Below are 18,432 nucleotides of genomic sequence, written 5' to 3'. Positions count from 1 at the left end.
CCCTCGGGCGCGTGCGCAATGCGTTCTCGGCTCCGGCCAGAAACTTCTCCCGCCAACCTTCGACCTCCGCCACGAAGGTCTCGCCCTTCAGGAGGCTGATCACCAGTGCGACACGCCGCTTGGCCGTCCAGCGCTCGATTGGTTCGGTTGTCTCTGTTGCCATCTCGCCACCTCCTCGGTCCGCTTAGGACCATGTCGTGAAGGTGGTCTCCATTTCAAGGGGAGCAGGATAGGTCATCCCACACGGCAAGAATCTTCGCTTAAGTATGCTGTTGCGGAATGCGTGATAAGCAGATGTCTCTAATGTGGAGTTTGGTCTGGAAGATATGGGGGAGCCTCAGATGCAACGCATCCGAGGATCTCTTACGAGAAATGCACTAAGAGAGGTCTCGACGGATAGCCAGGAAACCTATGTCTACATGGGTAGGCACGAAAGGATAGTGAAACCTGCATAGGTCAATTACTGACTGGGTCTCTCTATGCAAACGTCACTCGACGGATGATTCTCAGTAGTTCTCGTAACCTCCAATGTCATGGGTCGCGCCTTTCGGCCTTGGGACATTCCTATAATCATTGAGGACGCTACTTAACGCAACTCCTTTGTTTGCAGCAGGGCTGCTTGACTGAAGTTGGAAGTTGTTGGAAGAGGCACTCATGAACTTTGGATCTGTTGTAACATTGTTAGTATATGTTGTATTGCTGCCATGATTGGAATAGTTGGCAGTCCCATTTCCATAGAGGATGTTATTCTGAGCCGTGGTTGAGCTGCCAGACGAGATTTGCAGTCCATACGTTTTATTTCCGTAGATCGTGTTGTTCCAAACTTTCGTGCTAGTCGTATTAACGAGGCGAATCCCAGTTGCAGGACCGGAAGAAGAGGTCCCATTTCTGTACACAAGGTTGTTGTAGATTTTTGCATTGGAAATGGGTCCTGCTGAACTATAAAGAATGATTCCTCCAACTGATGCACGGGCTTGATAATTATTGTGCATTATCGAGTTATTACGTATTATCGGGTTTGAGTGCGGACCGGGATAGAGATGCAGCCCGCCACCAGAGTTGTTGTAGATTTGATTGCCTTGGATTAGTAGGTTAGAGCTACGATTAGCATAGATTCCGTAGTAGTAGCCTGTTGAGGTGGGTGGTTTATTGTCGTGTATTTTGCAATTAATGACTTGGATGTCGTTGCCTGCTGTGTATAGCCCGTTATATCGAAAGTTCTTGATATCAAGATTGCGGAGAACAAAATGATGGTTTGAGCCATCGATCTGCCAGCCTGTAGCAGGTGGCATATTGATTCCGTCTAATACAAAATTCTCGAAAATCAAATATCCTCTGGTTCCTCTCGCCTTGATCGGGCCGTATCCTCCTGAAATCGGTTCGGCGTATCGAATTGTGACCGTCTCGCCTGGGTATCCGGAAATCTTAATATATTTCCCGGATGTGCCAGACGTGTTGTACTTCATGAGGTCTAGCTGTTCTGTCCATGTACCGCCACGGATGTAAAGGGTATCCCCTGGGTCCAATGGTTGGACAGCTCTCAAAAGAGTTCGGAATGGTGCACTTGTTGAGGTGCCAGAATTTGAGTCTTTTCCCGTGAGCGATACATAATAAGTCGTGCCTTGTGCGATCAGGGGGGCTCCCAGAGCGAAGAGAAATATCACTCCGCAGGTTGGAATGAAGAGAAAGTGACGAAATTTTGTCAAGCTAGTTAACATTATGATGCCTCATCAACAATAAGAAGTTATGATCACGAAGGGCGCCATTAGATGATTATGAGAAACAGATGAATGAAGCACTATCACACCTGTGGGCGTCTCTTTGGTTACAAAGCTCACACATGGTTAGCAAATAATGTGCCGATCTTATATAACCGCAAGCTACGGATTGTATTGATTTTGTACATTGATAAACATTGGTGGTCAGTGTAGATATCGTATGGCTTCCTATACAGCTGCGTTCTTCAGAGAGAAGTAAGGGGCTTGCTCATCAAGTACCGACTGTTAGGTCAAGACGGTCAAGTGATCAGCTCTTTAAGGGGGCTGAGGGCCAGGTCAAGCTTCATGTTGGTTCGGAATTTTTGACTGTATGAATCCGGGGGCACGGTTCCGAGGTAATCATTGCTCAGTGCTGATATGGTGGGGGGGGGGCTGATGCTCGCGTTCAATGAAGCTCCCTGCAGCAAGTAGTAGGGTATCATAGAACTTAGGTTCGAAGACTTCTCGGACAAGCTACGTGGAATGTTTAAGTTCAAATTATGAGACCAAATTTCCGCTCTCAACTCCTTGAGATGGTGAGCGGGTACGTGTAGGAATTGCCCCTGATTTAGGTAGTAAGAACCCATGCCGCGCATTCTTCTGCTAACGCAATATTTTCCACCTGAAATCGGTGCTGCTCAGACACGTCTGTTTGAGCTGGGGCAGGAACTATCCAGCCTGGGGTGGGAGGTGGAAGTTCTCACTGCTCTGCCCAATTACCCGACAGGACGAGTTTTTCAAGGGTATGACCTGAGGAAGCCCGTGAGGGAAGTTATTGGTCGACTCTCCGTAGTACGGGTGCCGCTGCGTCCTGCGCAGAAGGGATTCGTTGATAGGTTGAGGTGCTATTTTTCATTTATCAATTCAGTTCTTCGCTGGGGACCCACACTATGCACCAAGCCAGATGTGTTGTTTGTTGAATCACCTCCCTTATTCCTTGGGCATGCTGGCGTGCGTTTGTCTGGGAGATGGGGCATTCCAATGGTTTTCAATGTCTCAGATCTTTGGCCGGAGTCGGCCAAATTCATGGGCATCGTCAGGAATGGACTGGTGCTTGCAACGGCCGAAGCTCTTGAGTTGTCCTACTACCGAAGGGCAGCACTCGTAACCGGCACATCAAATGAGATTATTGAGTCGGTGCGACGGCGATGTCCATTAACTCCTGCGGAGGTTATTACGAACGGTGTTGACATAACTAGGTTTGGCTCTCAGTTTGCAGACGATCAGGCCCGCTCGCTGCTAGGCAATCAGGCCAGACTGACATTTATCTATGCTGGAGTCATGGGGGTAGCGCAGGGGTTGAGCCTTGTCCTTGATGTTGCGGCAGCAGTGCGAGATTTGAATCATGTCCAGTTTGTGTTGATCGGAGATGGAGCGGATCGTGAGTTGTTGCAACGCCGAATCAAAGCTGAAGGTCTTCACAATGTGTGTCTGCTCAACGCCCAACCAAAGGAGAAAATCCCCGCGTTGCTTGCTTCGTCCACTGTTGGGTTTCATGTCCTTAAATTTTCAATCCCTGGCGCTGTGCCTAGCAAAATTTATGAAGCGATGGCCAGTGGTTTACCGATCTTGTTTGCTGGAGGAGGAGAGGGGGCTCGCCGTGTGCTCGAGGCACGGGCTGGGCTGGTCGTTCCCTACGACGATGTTCAGAGGCTGGCAGAGGCAGTTCGTCGGCTCGCTTCAGATCCAGCATTGCGGCGAGAACTTGGTTCGGCAGGTCGCCACGCGGCTGAACAACTGTATAGCCGGAGGGAGATTGCGAAGCATCTGCATCAGTTGTTACTGGGTGTGATTGGCCGTTTTGGATACCTTGGTCAGGATGATCCATCCTATTCTGGAGGGGGCTCTAGAGATTCGGACAGCAAGGTAAGTAGTAGCCTGGCTTTACCCACACCACCAGAAGGTGGCTCACGAGAGGAGCGAGGCAATCAAGCGCACGAGACAAAATCATGGGGCCAAGGTTAAGGCTTAGGTGGGTGTTGGCCGTCGTCACAGGTGACAAGACGCTGGCTGAAGTGGTGAGGCAGTTCAGCGTCCACCCCACTCAGATCACTGCCTAGTGGCCTGTAACGGGTAATTGTGGACCGATGCGTCTAGACCGATTACCGTATTCCCACTTCACGATCGTGGGGACCTTATTGTAGTGATGCATATAGTGTTCAGTTTCTCGTCGAGGTTCTTGACCGATCTAAAGATCGCCTAGGCAATCACGTCGCGCTCGATCTTAGCGAACCCACAGTTCAACGTGGTTGAGCCATGATGAATACGTCGGCGTGAAATGCAGGTGCACCGTCGTGTGGGTCTATAGAAACTCGGTGACTCGAGTGGTCTTGTGAACTGAGAGGCTATCGGCAATCACCTGAATCTCTTGACCGGTGGGAGAACCGGATCTTTGTGAGCCAAGTTCTGAGTGGCGGTTTTCTCATCTACGCAAAACACGGCTGCATACTGAGGCGCGTTCAGATACAGGTTGATGATGTCCGCGGCCTTCGCCTCGAAATCCGGGTTGGTGGATGCCATATAGCGCTCCAGTCGATGTGGCTTGAGTCCATGTTTTGCCAAGACCTGCGCCATCCGCATGTGACTGACCCTGAGCTGGGCTGCTAGCTTGTGGGTACTCCAGTGTGTCGCCCAGTCGGCTGGCGCCTGCCAAGTGGCATCTAGGATGTGGGCTTCTGTCTGCGCTGTCTGTCGTAGGGGAGTTTGCCCGACCTTGGAGAGTGATTGTATAGAAGGGGTGCTCCCCAAGACGGGATTTCTGAGCGCAAAGCGATGATCAAGCGTACGCATCCCTTGCCGAGCGTGCGTTAGTGCCAACTCCTGCGTTGGCCCGTTCGACCGGCTATTACCTGCAGTCACTGGCTTTGAAGTGGTGGATCGTTGAGTTGCATCTGCAGAATACTTTTGTCAGAGCTCGCATGCCATGGGACCTGCTAAGGCACGAGGGGTACGCCGTTGGGAGGTATTAGGTGATTGACCTAATTAGAATGGTTGATCGTGCGGCCATTTATCGTAGGTCTCAACCAGCTAGGGGCATTCCACCCATCAGATGTATCCCTATTGCGCACTGGCGAGCTGTCAACAGAGAACATGTATTATGATGACCGAAGGCCTGCACGGCCTGTCGCTGCATAGGCCGCATTCGCCAGGCGCTGCTCATGAACGGACAGAAATTGTCCCACCAACCCCAGTCACTTCTATTGGTTGCAGTTGCGCCTGTGAGTTGGGTTTATCTGTGTTGTCCTCGCTTCATGTAAAAGGCAGTTTCTCTTAACGTACACAGTTTGAATATGCTGTTCAATTCATTTGATTTTGTTGTGTTTTTCATTGTGGTGACCAGTGCTTACTTTGTCTTGCCACACTGGCTCCGCTGGCCAATGCTGCTGAGTGCTAGCTGCTTTTTCTACATGTCTTTCATTCCCATTTACATTCTTATCCTATTCACAACGATCATCATCGACTACTTCGCGGGGATCTGGATCGAAAATACTGAAGCTCCGCATAAAAAGCGTCTGTACATGCTGCTGAGCGTTGCCTCGGTCTGTGTCGTGCTGTTCTTTTTTAAATATTTTAATTTCTTCAACCAAAATGTCGAGGCTCTTGCTTCAATTCTTCATTGGAACTACCCTATTGAAGCGCTCCGCATCATCTTACCTATCGGACTTTCGTTCCACACATTTCAGAGCCTCAGTTACGTCCTGGAGGTCTACCGTGGTAAGCAGCGCGCGGAGAGACACATTGGGATATATGCTTTGTATGTTATGTATTTCCCGCAATTAGTGGCAGGCCCAATCGAGCGCCCGCAGAACTTGCTGCATCAGTTTCATGAGCCGAAAGCATTCAGCTGGATGCGATTGGGCGAAGGACTCTCATTGATGCTTTGGGGACTCTTCAAGAAGGTGGTTGTTGCTGATAACCTTGCAGTGTATGTTGACACTGTCTATAATTCTGCTGGTCGACACACCGGCACAAGCCTGCTTTTGGCTACGTATTTCTTTGCGTTTCAAATATACGCAGACTTTTCTGGTTATTCCGACGTTGCTCGGGGGGCTTCGCGAGTTTATGGTATTGATCTCATGAAGAACTTTGAGACGCCGTATTTTTCAACTTCCATCCCTGAGTTTTGGTCACGTTGGCACATCTCGCTATCCACATGGTTTCGTGATTATGTATATATTCCTCTTGGAGGAAATCGAGTTTCAGTTGAGAGAAATAGCTTTAATCTATTTCTCGTGTTCTTGGTGAGCGGCTTTTGGCATGGGGCGAATTGGACCTTTATTGCTTGGGGGGGGGTGCACGGTATATACATGGTGGTCTACCGCCTGGCAGGCCACGCTACTCGTTTCTTGTTCCCTGGTAAGCGACGGGGGAAGCCGATCCTTGTTATTCAAGCTCTCAAGCTGATTTTCACTTTCCATCTTGTTCTGTTGGCCTGGATATTTTTTCGAGCCGATAGTCTAGCAACTGCAGGACAGATTTTTCGAAAGATCGCATTTGACCATGGCTCGTTGTTCTGGGATGCGAGCGTCATTCCTCAGGCTCTCTTTGCTATAGCTGTGCTTTTATCTCTAGATGTATTCAATCGGATGACAGACTACTGGGAACATCAGGATTCCTTTCACATTGGCTTTAGGATGGTCTATGCGGTGGCTCTCTTCTTTGTCGTAGTCCTATTCGGTGTGGACAGCGGAACCCAGTTTATCTACTTTCAGTTCTAAGGAAACGTCAACGCAATGCCATGGCCAGGCCCGGCGAGGAGATGAACTGTCCACTCAACTGTCGCGCCAGGAGCAGCGGCTCACGATCATTCTGGCGGCCAAGGCCGTGCTGGAGCAAGAGGCCCAGGCAGACGCGCCACTCAAACGGGCCGCCCCCGACACCGGGAGAGGGGCGACCGGCCACGCGGAGGACGGCCACCGCAGCTTCCCAGTGCGGTCCCTCACTCCAAGGCCCAGCAGAACTTCACCGACCAGGAGACTCGGATCCTGCTGGCGTCAGATGCTAAGGGGAGTGTTGTCCCCTCACGACGCACGGTCGCCGATTTTATGCGCGGCGCAAAGCGATCGTCGAACCGGTGTTTGGCCAGATCAAGCAGGGCCGTGGCTGTCGACAATTTGTGCTGCGCGGAATGGACACTGATCTGTATCACGCACAATATGCTCAGGCTCTGGACGACCTTACGACATCGACGCCGATGTCGTGGCGAGAGCCTGCGATCACGAGGCGGCTACAGAAAGGCGACGTAATGATGGCAGGAGAGCCCTAGGTATGGGCTGTGCCCATCAAGGCGCGGCAGAATGAGAGCGGACTCAGTCAAGTATGAATAGGGCTCACTCACTTCAGTATCGGACAGGCTCCTAACTCGTCGAAAAATCGCATCAAGGAGCGGTCTTCATGGATGTATCAGGGGAAAAAGGAGAGCAGTAGTATTTCGGTTTGAAAGCCCACATGGGGTGTCAATAGTCGAGCCAAGCCAATTTGTTCGGTGGCCGCAGCCAATGTGTGTAGCAAGCAAGTGCTCTGGATCTGTTGGATGGACGCAAGACGCGAGTTTGGGGTGATGCCGCCTACTGCGAATAACGCGAAGTCATCAAGCACCGAGCCCCCGAGGCCAACAGCTTAATCCATGCCAACACCCATCGGGACTGGACCTTGGCGAGGTGGATGTGCCATGAATTGCACGAAGGTCGGAAGTATGTCCTAATGTCGAACGCGCATTCTTGGTGATAAAGCGCATTTTGGAGTGGGCCAAATTTCGCTACTCTGAGCTAGCGAAGAATACCAACTGGCTGTTCGTCAGATGCGGGCTAATAAATCTGTAGTAGGTGCAATGACGGCTGTTGGCGAGGCTATGGGGGCATTCAACGGAAAGAATCCTAAACAGTGGATGCTAACCGGATTCCCTCTATTGACTACTCTGAGAATAGATTCCCAAACGGACACGTGAACTAGTCAAGTCTTTCCTAATTGGGGTCCCATGAAGCATGTTCTGTTTATAGCTGTTCTTATCATTGGAATAGATCAGATGATTGGTTGTGTTCTAAGTCGGCTTTATTTGCACACGACTACTGGTGATAGTGGGGGAATCATTAATGGTGTCCTTCGACGGAAGGCTGACTTTCTGGTACTTGGTTCATCAAGGGCCAAGCATCATGTGATACCAGCCATTCTGAAAAAACAACTATCGGGATCGGTATTCAATGCTGGAATTAACGGCCATGACTTTCTTTATGCGATCATGCTTCTTGACATCTGGACACATGCTCACGCCCCTCCCAAGGCGATCCTCCTTCATATAGACTATGCATCCCTGTCGTATTCCGAAAAAGAACTTGCGAGAACACATGTCTTTTCAGGCTACTTTGGTGAAAGTGAGCGTGTTCGGGGTATCCTTCTAATGCGTGGGGAATACGAGTGGGTTAAGTATCTTTCATTCTCCTATCGTTTCAATGGAAAAGTTCTCTCCATCATCAAGAACCTGGTTATGCGAACCGATAACATGCTTGATGAATACGATGGATATGTTGGTCTTAACGGCACATTTGTTGCGCGAGTAGATCCCGTCATAAGTCCTGCTGAAAGTTCAAGTGATGAATTTCCTCCCTTCTGGGAGCTAAAGCTAAGTTATCTAAGCGAGCTTGCTCGGTATTGCAAGGTCAATGGGACACGGCTCATTCTGTTCCATAGCCCGCGGTATCAGGAGGATTCCGCAGCGTTGGTTGATTGGTCCAAGCGTATCGCCGATCTACAGTTAACTCACGAAGGAGTGGAGTATCTCGACCTTTCAGCACGAAGCGCTGAGCGAATAACTGGGCGCTCTGAATACTTCAGGGATGTGGCTCACTTGAACTCAAAGGGGGCGGAGGTATTTTCACAAATTCTTGCAGATGAGATCGCCAGGCACCTTAGTCTGGAGGGTATGAATGGTCAATCGTAATCATGGCCCAAGGGTTGTTATTTATGTGAAACATAGAAGCAACGCGGTCGATGAGGTTTGCGGAGGTACGTGCGCATTTGGCATGTGGGTGGCGACAAAGGTAATCCCGCTTGGTTGGACAATTGCGGCCTCTTCAGAAAAGGTGCTTCCATGGTGGTGGGCAGTGCCGGGTGTTTGTTGCAACATTCACGATTGGATGTAAGTTGGCTGTAGAACTCAAGCTGGCGCGTAAGCCTCTGCTACGCATCCTGGACTGGTTCATGGGCCTGCAAGTGCGTCTCAGCATAATTGAGATTTCACCACGACTGTTCGGTAAAGAAATGCAGGGAGGTGGAGGCATCTTGTTCCTTCTTCCTGCGTCTGTTTCTGCGGAAACGTGCACACAAGATTCCTAAGTGTTCCACAAAGGAGGGAGAGCTGCATGGGGGTTCCTTTACTTGATCTCAGGGCACATCATGAGCCGCTTCAGCAGGAAATTCTGTTGGTGTTGGAACAGATCTTCAAGAGCCAGGCGTTTATTTTGGGCCCTGACGTGAGCAGGTTGGAAGAGAGGGTAGCCGCCTACTGTCAGGCTCAATATGGGATCGGGGTGACCTCGGGGACAGATGCACTCTTGATTGCTCTCATGGCGCTCGGGATTGGTCCTGGTGATGAGGTCATTACTACACCTTATTCATTTTTTGCGACGGCCGGAGTCGTTGTTCGTCTCGGAGCGAAGCCGGTTTTTGTTGATATCGATCCGACAACGTACAATATGGATCCTGCCAAGATTAGCCAGGTTGTGACGACCAGGACCAAAGCCATCATCCCAGTCCATCTTTACGGACAATGTGCTGATATGGGACCGATCATGGATGTGGCCAAACAGCACAACCTGAGCATCATTGAAGATGCAGCGCAAGCGATTGGCTCAGAATACCGTGATGGTCGTCGAACTTGTGGTATGGGTACCATTGGCTGTTTGTCGTTTTTCCCCAGTAAGAACCTGGGCTGTTTAGGTGATGGAGGGATGGCTGTGACCAGCGATCCCGAGCTTGCGGAGCGGATGAGAATCTTGCGAGTCCACGGGAGTAAGCCAAAATACTATCACAAACTGATCGGTGGAAATTTTCGGCTGGATACAATTCAGGCTGCGGTCCTCAATGTGAAACTAAATTATCTGGACGGATGGACCAGGAGGCGTCAGGAAAATGCGATCCGGTACGGAGAGCTCTTCGAGTGCAGCGGGCTTGTTCATAAAGAGAGGGTGCGCTTACCTATACCGGTCTATCGACAATCGGGAACTCGGCATTACCACATTTATAACCAATTTGTTCTCCGGGTGGAGCGACGAGATGCACTGGTGGCATATCTCAAACAAAATGAGATTGGGGTGGAAATCTACTATCCGGTTCCGTTCCATTTACAGGAATGTTTTGGATACCTGGGATATAGAGAGGGGGATTTCCCTGAGTCTGAACGGGCAGCCAAGGACACGATCGCTCTTCCGATTTTCCCAGAGTTGACGACGAAACAGCAAGCGGAGGTGGTTGAGGTGGTGACTGCCTTCTATAAGTAATCACGAGAGTGGGCACCCCGACCGAGCAGCGTTCTCAACCGTGTTGAATAGGCTTAGCGCACAGCAGTGAGGTTGTGCGCAGGAGAGTGCCTGGTTATGTATGCCTTGTGGGATCTCAAGGGAGGCACGGCAAATGATAGGCCATTGCGTTTAGAAAATTTCCTGGTTTTTGTTCTTGTGCCTACAGGATCCATGACTCCCGCACAAGGGTTGGTGGTTTCGCCTATCGGTGTCTTACGCTCTAGCAGGCGGTGTTACTATAGCTATTTCATTTGAGCAAGGGCTCTCGTGGCTGGAGTATGAGCTCACGGCAAAGAAATAGGGGGTGTTGGGTTCAAGGTCCATAATCGTAATAGAGGAAGAGTCAACCGCATATCGCTCTTCATAGCCGCACGTTCCCGGTTCTCCAGAAGGTTGTCTCCCGTAATAAATATAGTATCCACTTACGTTTGAATCAGGACTTGGTTGCCACGTCACATTTGCACTAGCTCCTGTCGGCGTTGAGCTCAACGCTACCACAGGGGTTCCTGTGGGGGCCTGTGGGGGAGGATTCTCTTCCGCTTGGCTCTCTGGGGTACCGGAGTCAGTTAAATCAGGTTGGGAGTCGGCAGTCAAATTTGCGTGCTCCTCTTCCAGGGCAGAAGCAATAGCCTCTACCGAAGCTTCTGCGTCACCGGCATGTAGTTCATCAGGAAGAGAGGCTACATCTGATGACGGCTGGTCTGTCTCGGCAGAAGAAGAATCTGCTTCGGTAGACGGCGTGGTGGAAAGATTGGAAGTGATCGGGCTGCTCTCTCCACCCCCTCCACATCCCACGATAGTTGATAATACTAAAAGAATCGTTAGTTTTATGACTTTACGATAATCCGAATTTGGCCACGCTTCATTCTTTAACATTAAGAGGTGCCCCCTAAACCAGTGGTTGGTAAAATATTTTATCTGCTCAGGCAGTAGCAATACCCGTGCCTAGAATTATTGATATGCAATCTATATGAAAATTAATGATGGTTGTTAAGGCTAATGAACTTGAGAGTATGAAGGAGGTGAATGGGGGTCCCTTCACCTCCGTGCAAGTAAGTATCGCTAGGAGGTGGATTAGGGCGTCAGTCAAGAGTCGAGCAGCACAGTTCGTTGTTGGGTTCAAATCCAAGGGGGCTAGCTTGAATAATAAAGCGGAGAGAGATTGGGGAATTATAAAGTGTTAATCTCGCTATTCTGCAATAGCCTTAAGTCTTCTAGTATTGTAGAATGACCAGTGGTTTGGGTCCCACTCAAGAAAGTTCCCTTTCAGGAATACCGTGTTCCCTCTGCCCCCCTAAAGAAGGATTGTGATTTTTTAAGGTTATGGGAAAAGTGTGTCTTGCATTGGTGAGTGGCCCTTAACCGGAGAGGAGTTCGTGGATGAAAGACTTTCTGCCGTTTCATAGGTCTGATGTGGGTGAAGAAGAGGTCGCAGAGGTTGTGGAGGTTCTTCGATCAGGCTGGCTGACAACGGGGCCTAAGGTGCGAGAATTTGAAAGGGAATTTGCAGCGATGGTGGGGGCTCCGCATGCCATTGCCGTTAATTCTTGTACAGCGGCTCTTCATCTTGCACTTGAGGCGATTGGTATACGTGAAGGTGATGAGGTTCTGGTTCCGACCATGACGTTTGCGGCGACAGCCGAGGTGGTGACATACTTTAAGGCTAGGCCTGTATTGCTGGACTGTACTGAAGGCACGTTGAACCTGAACACGGATTTGATAGAGAAAGCCATTTCCAAGAGGACAAAAGCGATTATCCCCGTACACTTCGCAGGGCATCCGTGTGATCTCAAACCCATTCATGCGATTGCAAAAGCTAACAATTTGCATGTGATTGATGATGCGGCACATGCGTTGCCGGCACGATATCACGGGAAAATGATCGGAGGTATTTCGGATATTACATGCTTTTCGTTCTATGCAACAAAGAATATTACCACTGGCGAAGGTGGAATGATTACCACGGATAATGCTGAGTGGGCTGCTCGTATGCGGATGATGAGTCTACATGGCCTCAGTCGCGATGCGTGGAATCGGTATTCCTCTCAAGGTTCGTGGTATTACGAAATACTTTCACCGGGCTTTAAGTATAACTTAACGGACATTGCTGCTGCTCTTGGTTTGGCTCAGTTGAAGAAGTGTGAACGGTTTTGGAAGGGGCGCGAGCAGTATGCGGCTAAATATCAAGAAGGGTTTAAGGATTTGCCGGAGATTATTTGCCCTCAAGCAGCAACACATGTACAGCATGCATGGCACTTGTATGTGATTCAATTGGAGTTGGATCGCTTGCGGATTAGCCGTGACGAATTTATCCGTCAGCTCCAACAGGCTGGTGTTGGGTGCAGTGTGCATTTCATTCCTCTTCATCTCCATCCCTACCACCGAGATATGGGAGGTTATCGACCTGAAGATCTGCCGGTCTCGAGCGGGGTGTTTCAGCGAATCGTTTCGTTGCCGCTGTATTCAAAAATGACGGAGGAGGAGATTAATCGTGTCATCGGGATCGTTCGTGATCTTGTGAAGAGGAACCGACGTTGATGAAGCGCACCTGTGATGTCTGTTTGGCAGCACTTGGATTGATCATCTTATCACCGCTTCTGGCTATTATTGCTCTACTGATCAGGTTTGAATCGCCCGGGCCTGTGATCTTCCGGCAGATTCGTGTTGGGCAAGGATTTCGCCCATTCGCAATCCGAAAGTTTCGAACAATGGTTTCGAATGGTTCAGAGGGTGGCCCACTACTTACAGTCGGTCAAGATTGTCGTATAACCAGAGTTGGGCATGTTTTGCGGAGGCTCAAACTTGATGAACTGCCGCAGTTATGGAATGTCCTTGTGGGGGATATGAGCCTTGTGGGGCCAAGGCCCGAGGTTCCTCGTTATGTGGAGTGTGCACGCTCGGAGTTCGCTGAGGTGCTTGCGGTGCGACCGGGTATTACGGACTTGGCTTCGTTGAAGTACATTGATGAAGCCGCAATTCTCGCCACTTCATCAAACCCCGAAGAAGAGTATCAATATAAAGTCCTTCCGGAAAAGCTGCGGTTAGCAAAGCTATATGTCCGCCATATGTCTTTGCGGCTCGATTGCGCCATTGTCATACAGACGCTGCTGCATATTGCCAAATTGCCTCTCGTGGTGCTCACAATTCCGGAACTCAAAGCAGCGGTTGAGGTTTCAGTCGCTTCCCCATGGTCAGGGTTTTCCTCGTTCATTACCAGATGGAGGCGGCCCATTATCGTCGTAGTCGACGTAGGTCTTATCGTTCTGGCTAACTATCTGGCTTTTTTTCTGCGATACGATGGGAATATTCCTCCGAGCGAACACAACGTCTTCGAGCAGACGGTATTAGGGTTAGTTGCCGTGAGGGGGATTGCATTTGCTTTGTATGGTCTGAATGAAGGTTTGTGGAGATACACCAGCCTCTGGGATCTGCAAAATATTCTGAAGGGCGTTTTGGTGAGTACTGTTGCATTCGTCATGTGGGTCTATTGGGTGATGGGGATTTACAGTTATCCCCGTTCTATTTTTGCCATTGATGCCATACTCATTGTAGGATTTCTTGCAGGCATGAGATTGTCTTCCCGAGTGTTGCGGGACAAAGTTGTATTTCAGAAGAGGCGGAGAGTTTTGGTTATTGGCGCCGGAGATTCTGGCGAGCGGGTTGTGCGTGAGATGAAGACGCGCAGTGTATTTAATTGCCAACCAATTGGGCTTGTTGACGAGAATAGGGTACTTCTTAATCAGCGTATTCATGGGGTTCGTGTCTTGGGGGGCATGCAAGATATCCCCAGGCTGATTGAATCACTCAAGCCTGAAATTGTTGTGGTAGCTGTGCCCAATCCGACACCTGAATTTCTTCGAGACCTGGTTATTAAGCTAGAGCCATATGATGTGTCAATTAAGGTATTGCCAAGTAAGGAGGAGCTTCTCACGGATCAAAGTGCGGTCAGTCAGATTCGAAACGTGTCAGTCCCTGATCTTCTGTCACGCGCCCCAGTGAATCTCGATAATCGAGCCACGAGACAGTTAGTCCAAGATAAGACGGTCTTGATTACTGGTGCGGGTGGCTCGATTGGTTCAGAATTAGCTCGCCAAATTGCGTCGTTCGAGCCTAAAGGACTGTTATTGTATGAGCGCCATGAAAATAGCCTATACAATATTCACAAGGAACTTGATGATAAAAAGTATTCCTTTCCCATTATCCCACTGATTGGGGATATCACAGATGCTCAAAGGCTTTCGGCTGTGCTTGAGCGGTATCGCCCTCAAATCTTGTTCCATGCAGCGGCACATAAACATGTGCCGCTCGTTGAGGCCAACCCCATTGAAGCGGTGAAGAATAACTGTATCGGCACCCGTATCATGGCCGAAGCGGCCAGTCTCTATGGCGTGGAGCAATTTGTCCATATATCGACTGATAAAGCAGTCAATCCATCGAGTGTGATGGGCGCGACGAAACGGGTGGCTGAGCTTATTATCCAGGATATTGCCAGGACTAGCCGGACACGATTTCTTCTTGTTCGGTTCGGGAATGTTCTTGGCAGTAGTGGGAGTGTCTTGCTTCGTTTCCAGGAACAAATCAGGTCTGGTGGTCCGGTGACTGTTACCCATCCAGAGATCCGCCGATACTTTATGCTCATTCCTGAGGCGGTCCAGCTGGTTCTCCAGGCTGCAACTGTTGGTGAGCAAGGTCACACCTATATTCTCGATATGGGTGAGCAAATCAAGGTGCTGGATATTGCTCGAAGCCTCATCCGATTATCAGGACTTGTTCCGGGGAGAGACATCCCCATTCAATTCGTCGGGCTTCGGCCAGGAGAAAAGCTCTACGAGGAATTAATCGGTGAGGGAGAGATTGCTGTAGGCTCTCCGCTGGACAAGATTTTGCAAATCCGGACGATAAACCCTCTCGACTTCGCAGTATTTCGAGAGAAATTATCAGCTCTGGAGGTGGCCAGTTCTCATGATGAGTCTAGTGTAGTACTTGAGCAGTTGAAAGAGATTGTTCCGATGTTCGGAGCAGCGGGTTCTGAGGCTAAATCGGAAGAAGCGGTCTCAAGCGGAGTTGATTCCTTAATAAAACGATGATGACCACAGTGAGAAACTTTATAGATTCCCGTCTTAGTTGTACCGGCGCACAATACTTGGAGCATAGGTAACCATGCAACACCCTGAATCCTCCGTACACATCGAGCAAGATGGATTTCGTGCTGCTCGTGAGTATTTGGTCATTGCCTCGCGTAATAAATGGGTCATTCTTGGATCTCTTGCGCTTTCTATGACCTTGGCGTTGATGTACTACCTCGTTGCCACCAAGTATTATCAATCGAGCACGTTAATCGTTGCTGAGGGGCCCAAGGGGATCAATAGTGTCATTGATAGGTTTGATAGTGGAGGGAGAAAAGGCGATCTCGAAGATAAATTTGATCAAATCCTGTTTCTTATCCAGCGACAAATCATCAGCCCTGATTTCTTGGGGGAGATTGCCAAGGAGACTGGCTTATATGCGGATGGGCTAGATGAAGAAGGGCAGGCGGACGCTCTTTACGAGGTGGCCCGCAGGACACGGGTGGAGCGGGTCAAAATGGAGGCGTCTGCTGGTTTTAGTAGCTCGACCTTCCTAGAAGGATTTGTGGTCTCTTATTTGGATCGGGATCCTAGAACGGCTATGCGGGTGACAGAACGTATCGCGGGCAAATTTATTGAAGACACAAACAAGGAACGAGAGAAGGAAGTAGAAGGTGCTGGAGAGTTTTTGGATCAAGAGCTGCAGCAGATGAAGCGTGAGTTGGAGAAGAAGGAAGATCGCGTCAGTCAGTTTAAGAAAACGCATGTGGGGGGGCTTCCCAGCCAAGGAGAAGCCAATATGCGGTTGTTGGATCGTGTGGAAGTCGATCTTGTGAGGACGAACGAGGACCTCCAACGCCATTCCGAGAAGCTTGCGATGCTGAATCAGGCAGTGCAACAGTACCGCGCATCTGGGCAACAGAGTCCGAGTCTTGTGACTTCTCGATCCATGGAACCAGACCCGTTGTTTAAGCGGCTTCGAGAACTGCGAGAGCAACTCGTGAAGTTGAGAGCTGAGTTTTGGGATGGGTACCCTGAAGTAGTCTTAGTAAAAGAAGAAATCCGACAAGTAGAGGATGAGCTAGTGAATGTGTATGGACGTGATGCAATCAGGTCGGATAAAGCGCCGCTCGATCCGTATCTTCAGGACCTTGCGAAGTTGCAGAGCGAGGAAAAGACGGAAATTTCTCTTCTTCAGCGGCGTCTTGGGCAGTTGCAAGCGTCTAGGCAAGACCTTGAAAAACGGCTGGAGAGGTCACCCATTGTTGAGCAGGAGCTCCTGGTCCTTGAGCGCGATTACGGCAATCTGAAGGAAAATTATGCGAAGCTCCTTGATAAGCGTTTGCATACGCGAGTCGAAGAAAATATTGAGAAACGCCAGAAGGGCGGTAAGTTCCGCATAATTGAGCATGCCATGCTTCCACTGGCTCCGGTTGTCCCAAACAAAGCGAAACTGTTGGCCCTGGGATTCTTGTTTGGATGTGTGTTGGGGGGAGGATTGGCGATTCTGCGAGAGCGACTTACGGAACAATTTCGAGGTCCAGAAGATGTTGAATTTCTTCTTACGGGTCCTCGGTTGTTGGCCGCCATTCCAGATTTTTCATCCTTATGGCAGACAGGTAGTGGTTCAGATTTATCGCAGAAAACGGCGTTGCCAAGGATTTCCCTCGGTATGACGATGAACTCTCGATCGGAGGGGATGCGGGGTGCTCTATCCCCTATTGGGCAAGCCAATTTTCAGGGGCTTGATAGGAGGTTTGTTACAAAGCTCTACCCGCGCTCCATGGCGGCTGAGCAATATCGTGTTGCTGCAGCAAGATTACAGCTTCTCAATACTTCAGGTGGGCCGATCGTTGCGGCTGTAACGAGTGCGATCAAGGGCGAGGGAAAAACAACGACTGTGATCAATCTCGGGTATACACTTGCTCGAGATTTTGGGAGGCGGGTTCTTCTGGTGGATTGTGATTTTGTGTTTCCCGAAATGGCGGCGTTTCTCGAAGCACCAGTCAAGCACGGGCTTGTTGATTGCCTAAAGAGCGATATTCCTCCACAGCAAGCGATGGGAGCGTTCTCTGACGTGTCCTGTTGGATTATGCCAGCTGGTGAATCGGTTGCTGGTTCTACTGAACTACTACGAGCTGGCCAACTAGGCCGAGTCTTGTCTCAGCTCCGAGATGAGTTTGATTATGTCCTTCTGAATGCGCCCCCAATCCTCCCTGTGGCGACTATGAATGTGCTTGAGAGCCATTGTGACCTCCATGTGCTGGTTGTACGGGCAAATGTGACATCAAAGCAGGCGGTCAAACAAGCGCTTGGTTCGCTACGGGCGCAAAAACCCATCCATGTGATCCTGAATGGCGTGGCGTCTAACGCGCTCCCAAGCTACATGTTGGATTATTCGGCCGGTGAACGGTCCGTGGCAGTGTAGATCCTGGTTCCACGGTAAGCGAAATGGATAAGAAATCACCAGTCGCCCTTGTGGCCAATCGAAACTCCCACGTGAACCGGTATCGCAGAGAGAGTGGCATGTCTATTGAGATGTCTCAGGGGATGACGGAAACAGGATAAACGGTTGCCTGGGTTCCTGATCCGGTGAGACATAGGTAGGAGCCGGCTCACCTGCTGGCCCCAGATGTCTGATGAACCGGTAAATGGCGCGCAAGTCCTGCTCCTTCATCTCGCGGAGGACAAACCAGGGCATAGGGGGGCGAAACTCGACCGAGCGAGCAATTCGAACCCATTGTTCTTCAGAGAGATTGTGGAAATACAGCCGTAAGTTGCTCGCATAGGTCGTGCCCCAGGGCCCTCGCCACCCCATGGCATCTCCTTTGAGCCAGTCTTTTTCGGGGATTCTCCCTGCAGCCTCAGCATAGCCGGTCGTGTGACAATCGTTACAGCCGGCGATCTTGATGATATACCGTGCATGGTCTGCAGTCTTCTTATCAAGGGCCGTTACTTGTTTGGTCGATCCGGCCTGTTCACCAGCTAAGGCTCCCGTGGTGAGCGTGATGGCAAGCACGAAGCATAACGGTGTTGCATATATCACTCGTATCATATGCACGGTGTTGTCCTCTCCTATGGGTTTCTCCATGA

At 50.0% G+C, this 18,432-nt stretch carries 12 protein-coding genes and 1 pseudogene; 8 read left to right on the top strand and 5 right to left on the bottom strand.

Annotation, left to right across the window (positions count from 1 at the left end):
* Nucleotides 1-506: 506 nt before the first annotated feature.
* Nucleotides 507-1,718, bottom strand: a complete 1,212-nt coding sequence (locus ACYX34_RS14390) for a right-handed parallel beta-helix repeat-containing protein (protein WP_462077260.1) — start codon at nt 1,716-1,718, stop codon at nt 507-509.
* Between the two features lie 624 nt (nt 1,719-2,342).
* Between ACYX34_RS14390 and ACYX34_RS14385 the strand changes: the two genes are divergently transcribed.
* Nucleotides 2,343-3,722: a glycosyltransferase family 4 protein gene (locus ACYX34_RS14385; RefSeq protein ID WP_462077259.1), complete on the top strand. Its 1,380-nt coding sequence runs from the start codon at nt 2,343-2,345 to the stop codon at nt 3,720-3,722.
* Nucleotides 3,723-4,112: 390 nt separating this feature from the next.
* Here ACYX34_RS14385 and ACYX34_RS14380 read toward each other — a convergent pair whose 3' ends face one another.
* A complete protein-coding gene (locus ACYX34_RS14380; RefSeq protein ID WP_462077258.1) occupies nt 4,113-4,547 on the bottom strand; it encodes a hypothetical protein in 435 nt (144 codons plus the stop codon).
* A gap of 500 nt (nt 4,548-5,047) precedes the next feature.
* Between ACYX34_RS14380 and ACYX34_RS14375 the strand changes: the two genes are divergently transcribed.
* The gene (locus ACYX34_RS14375; RefSeq protein ID WP_462077257.1) at nt 5,048-6,475 is read left to right on the top strand and encodes an MBOAT family O-acyltransferase; all 1,428 of its coding nucleotides are present in this window, start codon (nt 5,048-5,050) and stop codon (nt 6,473-6,475) included.
* A 7-nt stretch (nt 6,476-6,482) separates the two neighbouring features.
* Here ACYX34_RS14375 and ACYX34_RS14370 read toward each other — a convergent pair whose 3' ends face one another.
* Entirely contained in the window at nt 6,483-6,674 is a 192-nt protein-coding gene (locus ACYX34_RS14370; RefSeq protein WP_462077256.1) for a hypothetical protein, read from the bottom strand.
* Nucleotides 6,675-6,789: 115 nt separating this feature from the next.
* Here ACYX34_RS14370 and ACYX34_RS14365 point away from each other — a divergent pair.
* The 3 genes and pseudogenes from ACYX34_RS14365 to ACYX34_RS14355 form a co-directional block, all read left to right on the top strand.
* Nucleotides 6,790-6,925 (top strand): annotated as a pseudogene (locus tag ACYX34_RS14365) (transposase); the annotation flags it as partial.
* An 809-nt stretch (nt 6,926-7,734) separates the two neighbouring features.
* Complete coding sequence (locus ACYX34_RS14360) at nt 7,735-8,694, top strand: hypothetical protein (RefSeq protein WP_462077255.1); 960 nt, start codon at nt 7,735-7,737, stop codon at nt 8,692-8,694.
* 421 nt (nt 8,695-9,115) lie between these two features.
* Nucleotides 9,116-10,252 carry a DegT/DnrJ/EryC1/StrS family aminotransferase gene (locus ACYX34_RS14355; protein WP_462077254.1) on the top strand — a complete coding sequence of 379 codons (1,137 nt, stop codon included), beginning with the start codon at nt 9,116-9,118 and terminating at the stop codon, nt 10,250-10,252.
* A 234-nt stretch (nt 10,253-10,486) separates the two neighbouring features.
* Here ACYX34_RS14355 and ACYX34_RS14350 read toward each other — a convergent pair whose 3' ends face one another.
* On the bottom strand, nt 10,487-11,149 hold the full coding sequence (locus ACYX34_RS14350; protein WP_462077253.1) for a fibronectin type III domain-containing protein: 663 nt from the start codon (nt 11,147-11,149) through the stop codon (nt 10,487-10,489).
* 504 nt (nt 11,150-11,653) lie between these two features.
* Here ACYX34_RS14350 and ACYX34_RS14345 point away from each other — a divergent pair.
* The 3 genes from ACYX34_RS14345 (at nt 11,654) to ACYX34_RS14335 (ending at nt 17,767) form a co-directional block, all read left to right on the top strand.
* The gene (locus ACYX34_RS14345; protein ID WP_462077252.1) at nt 11,654-12,811 is read left to right on the top strand and encodes a DegT/DnrJ/EryC1/StrS family aminotransferase; all 1,158 of its coding nucleotides are present in this window, start codon (nt 11,654-11,656) and stop codon (nt 12,809-12,811) included.
* Complete coding sequence (locus ACYX34_RS14340; RefSeq protein WP_462077251.1) at nt 12,811-15,360, top strand: SDR family NAD(P)-dependent oxidoreductase; 2,550 nt, start codon at nt 12,811-12,813, stop codon at nt 15,358-15,360. Before ACYX34_RS14345 ends, ACYX34_RS14340 begins: the two co-directional genes overlap by 1 nt.
* Nucleotides 15,361-15,433: 73 nt before the next feature.
* Nucleotides 15,434-17,767, top strand: a complete 2,334-nt coding sequence (locus ACYX34_RS14335) for a GumC family protein (RefSeq protein WP_462077250.1) — start codon at nt 15,434-15,436, stop codon at nt 17,765-17,767.
* Between the two features lie 102 nt (nt 17,768-17,869).
* Here ACYX34_RS14335 and ACYX34_RS14330 read toward each other — a convergent pair whose 3' ends face one another.
* Nucleotides 17,870-18,394: a cytochrome C gene (locus ACYX34_RS14330; RefSeq protein WP_462077249.1), complete on the bottom strand. Its 525-nt coding sequence runs from the start codon at nt 18,392-18,394 to the stop codon at nt 17,870-17,872.
* Between the last annotated feature and the right edge of the window lie 38 nt (nt 18,395-18,432).

The organism is Nitrospira sp. CMX1 (genome assembly GCF_054902215.1).
The sequence above is the reverse complement of the archived record's forward strand: the minus strand, read 5'-3'. Positions and strand labels throughout refer to the sequence as shown.

Excerpts from the sequence above, each read along its gene's own strand:
- ACYX34_RS14390 (WP_462077260.1), bottom strand. The coding sequence starts at position 1,718 with ATGTTAACTAGCTTGACAAAATTTCGTCACTTTCTCTTCATTCCAACC.
- ACYX34_RS14385 (WP_462077259.1), top strand. The coding sequence starts at position 2,343 with ATGCCGCGCATTCTTCTGCTAACGCAATATTTTCCACCTGAAATCGGT.
- ACYX34_RS14380 (WP_462077258.1), bottom strand. The coding sequence starts at position 4,547 with ATGCGTACGCTTGATCATCGCTTTGCGCTCAGAAATCCCGTCTTGGGG.
- ACYX34_RS14375 (WP_462077257.1), top strand. The coding sequence starts at position 5,048 with ATGCTGTTCAATTCATTTGATTTTGTTGTGTTTTTCATTGTGGTGACC.
- ACYX34_RS14360 (WP_462077255.1), top strand. The coding sequence starts at position 7,735 with ATGAAGCATGTTCTGTTTATAGCTGTTCTTATCATTGGAATAGATCAG.
- ACYX34_RS14355 (WP_462077254.1), top strand. The coding sequence starts at position 9,116 with ATGGGGGTTCCTTTACTTGATCTCAGGGCACATCATGAGCCGCTTCAG.
- ACYX34_RS14350 (WP_462077253.1), bottom strand. The coding sequence starts at position 11,149 with ATGTTAAAGAATGAAGCGTGGCCAAATTCGGATTATCGTAAAGTCATA.
- ACYX34_RS14345 (WP_462077252.1), top strand. The coding sequence starts at position 11,654 with ATGAAAGACTTTCTGCCGTTTCATAGGTCTGATGTGGGTGAAGAAGAG.
- ACYX34_RS14340 (WP_462077251.1), top strand. The coding sequence starts at position 12,811 with ATGAAGCGCACCTGTGATGTCTGTTTGGCAGCACTTGGATTGATCATC.
- ACYX34_RS14335 (WP_462077250.1), top strand. The coding sequence starts at position 15,434 with ATGCAACACCCTGAATCCTCCGTACACATCGAGCAAGATGGATTTCGT.
- ACYX34_RS14330 (WP_462077249.1), bottom strand. The coding sequence starts at position 18,394 with ATGATACGAGTGATATATGCAACACCGTTATGCTTCGTGCTTGCCATC.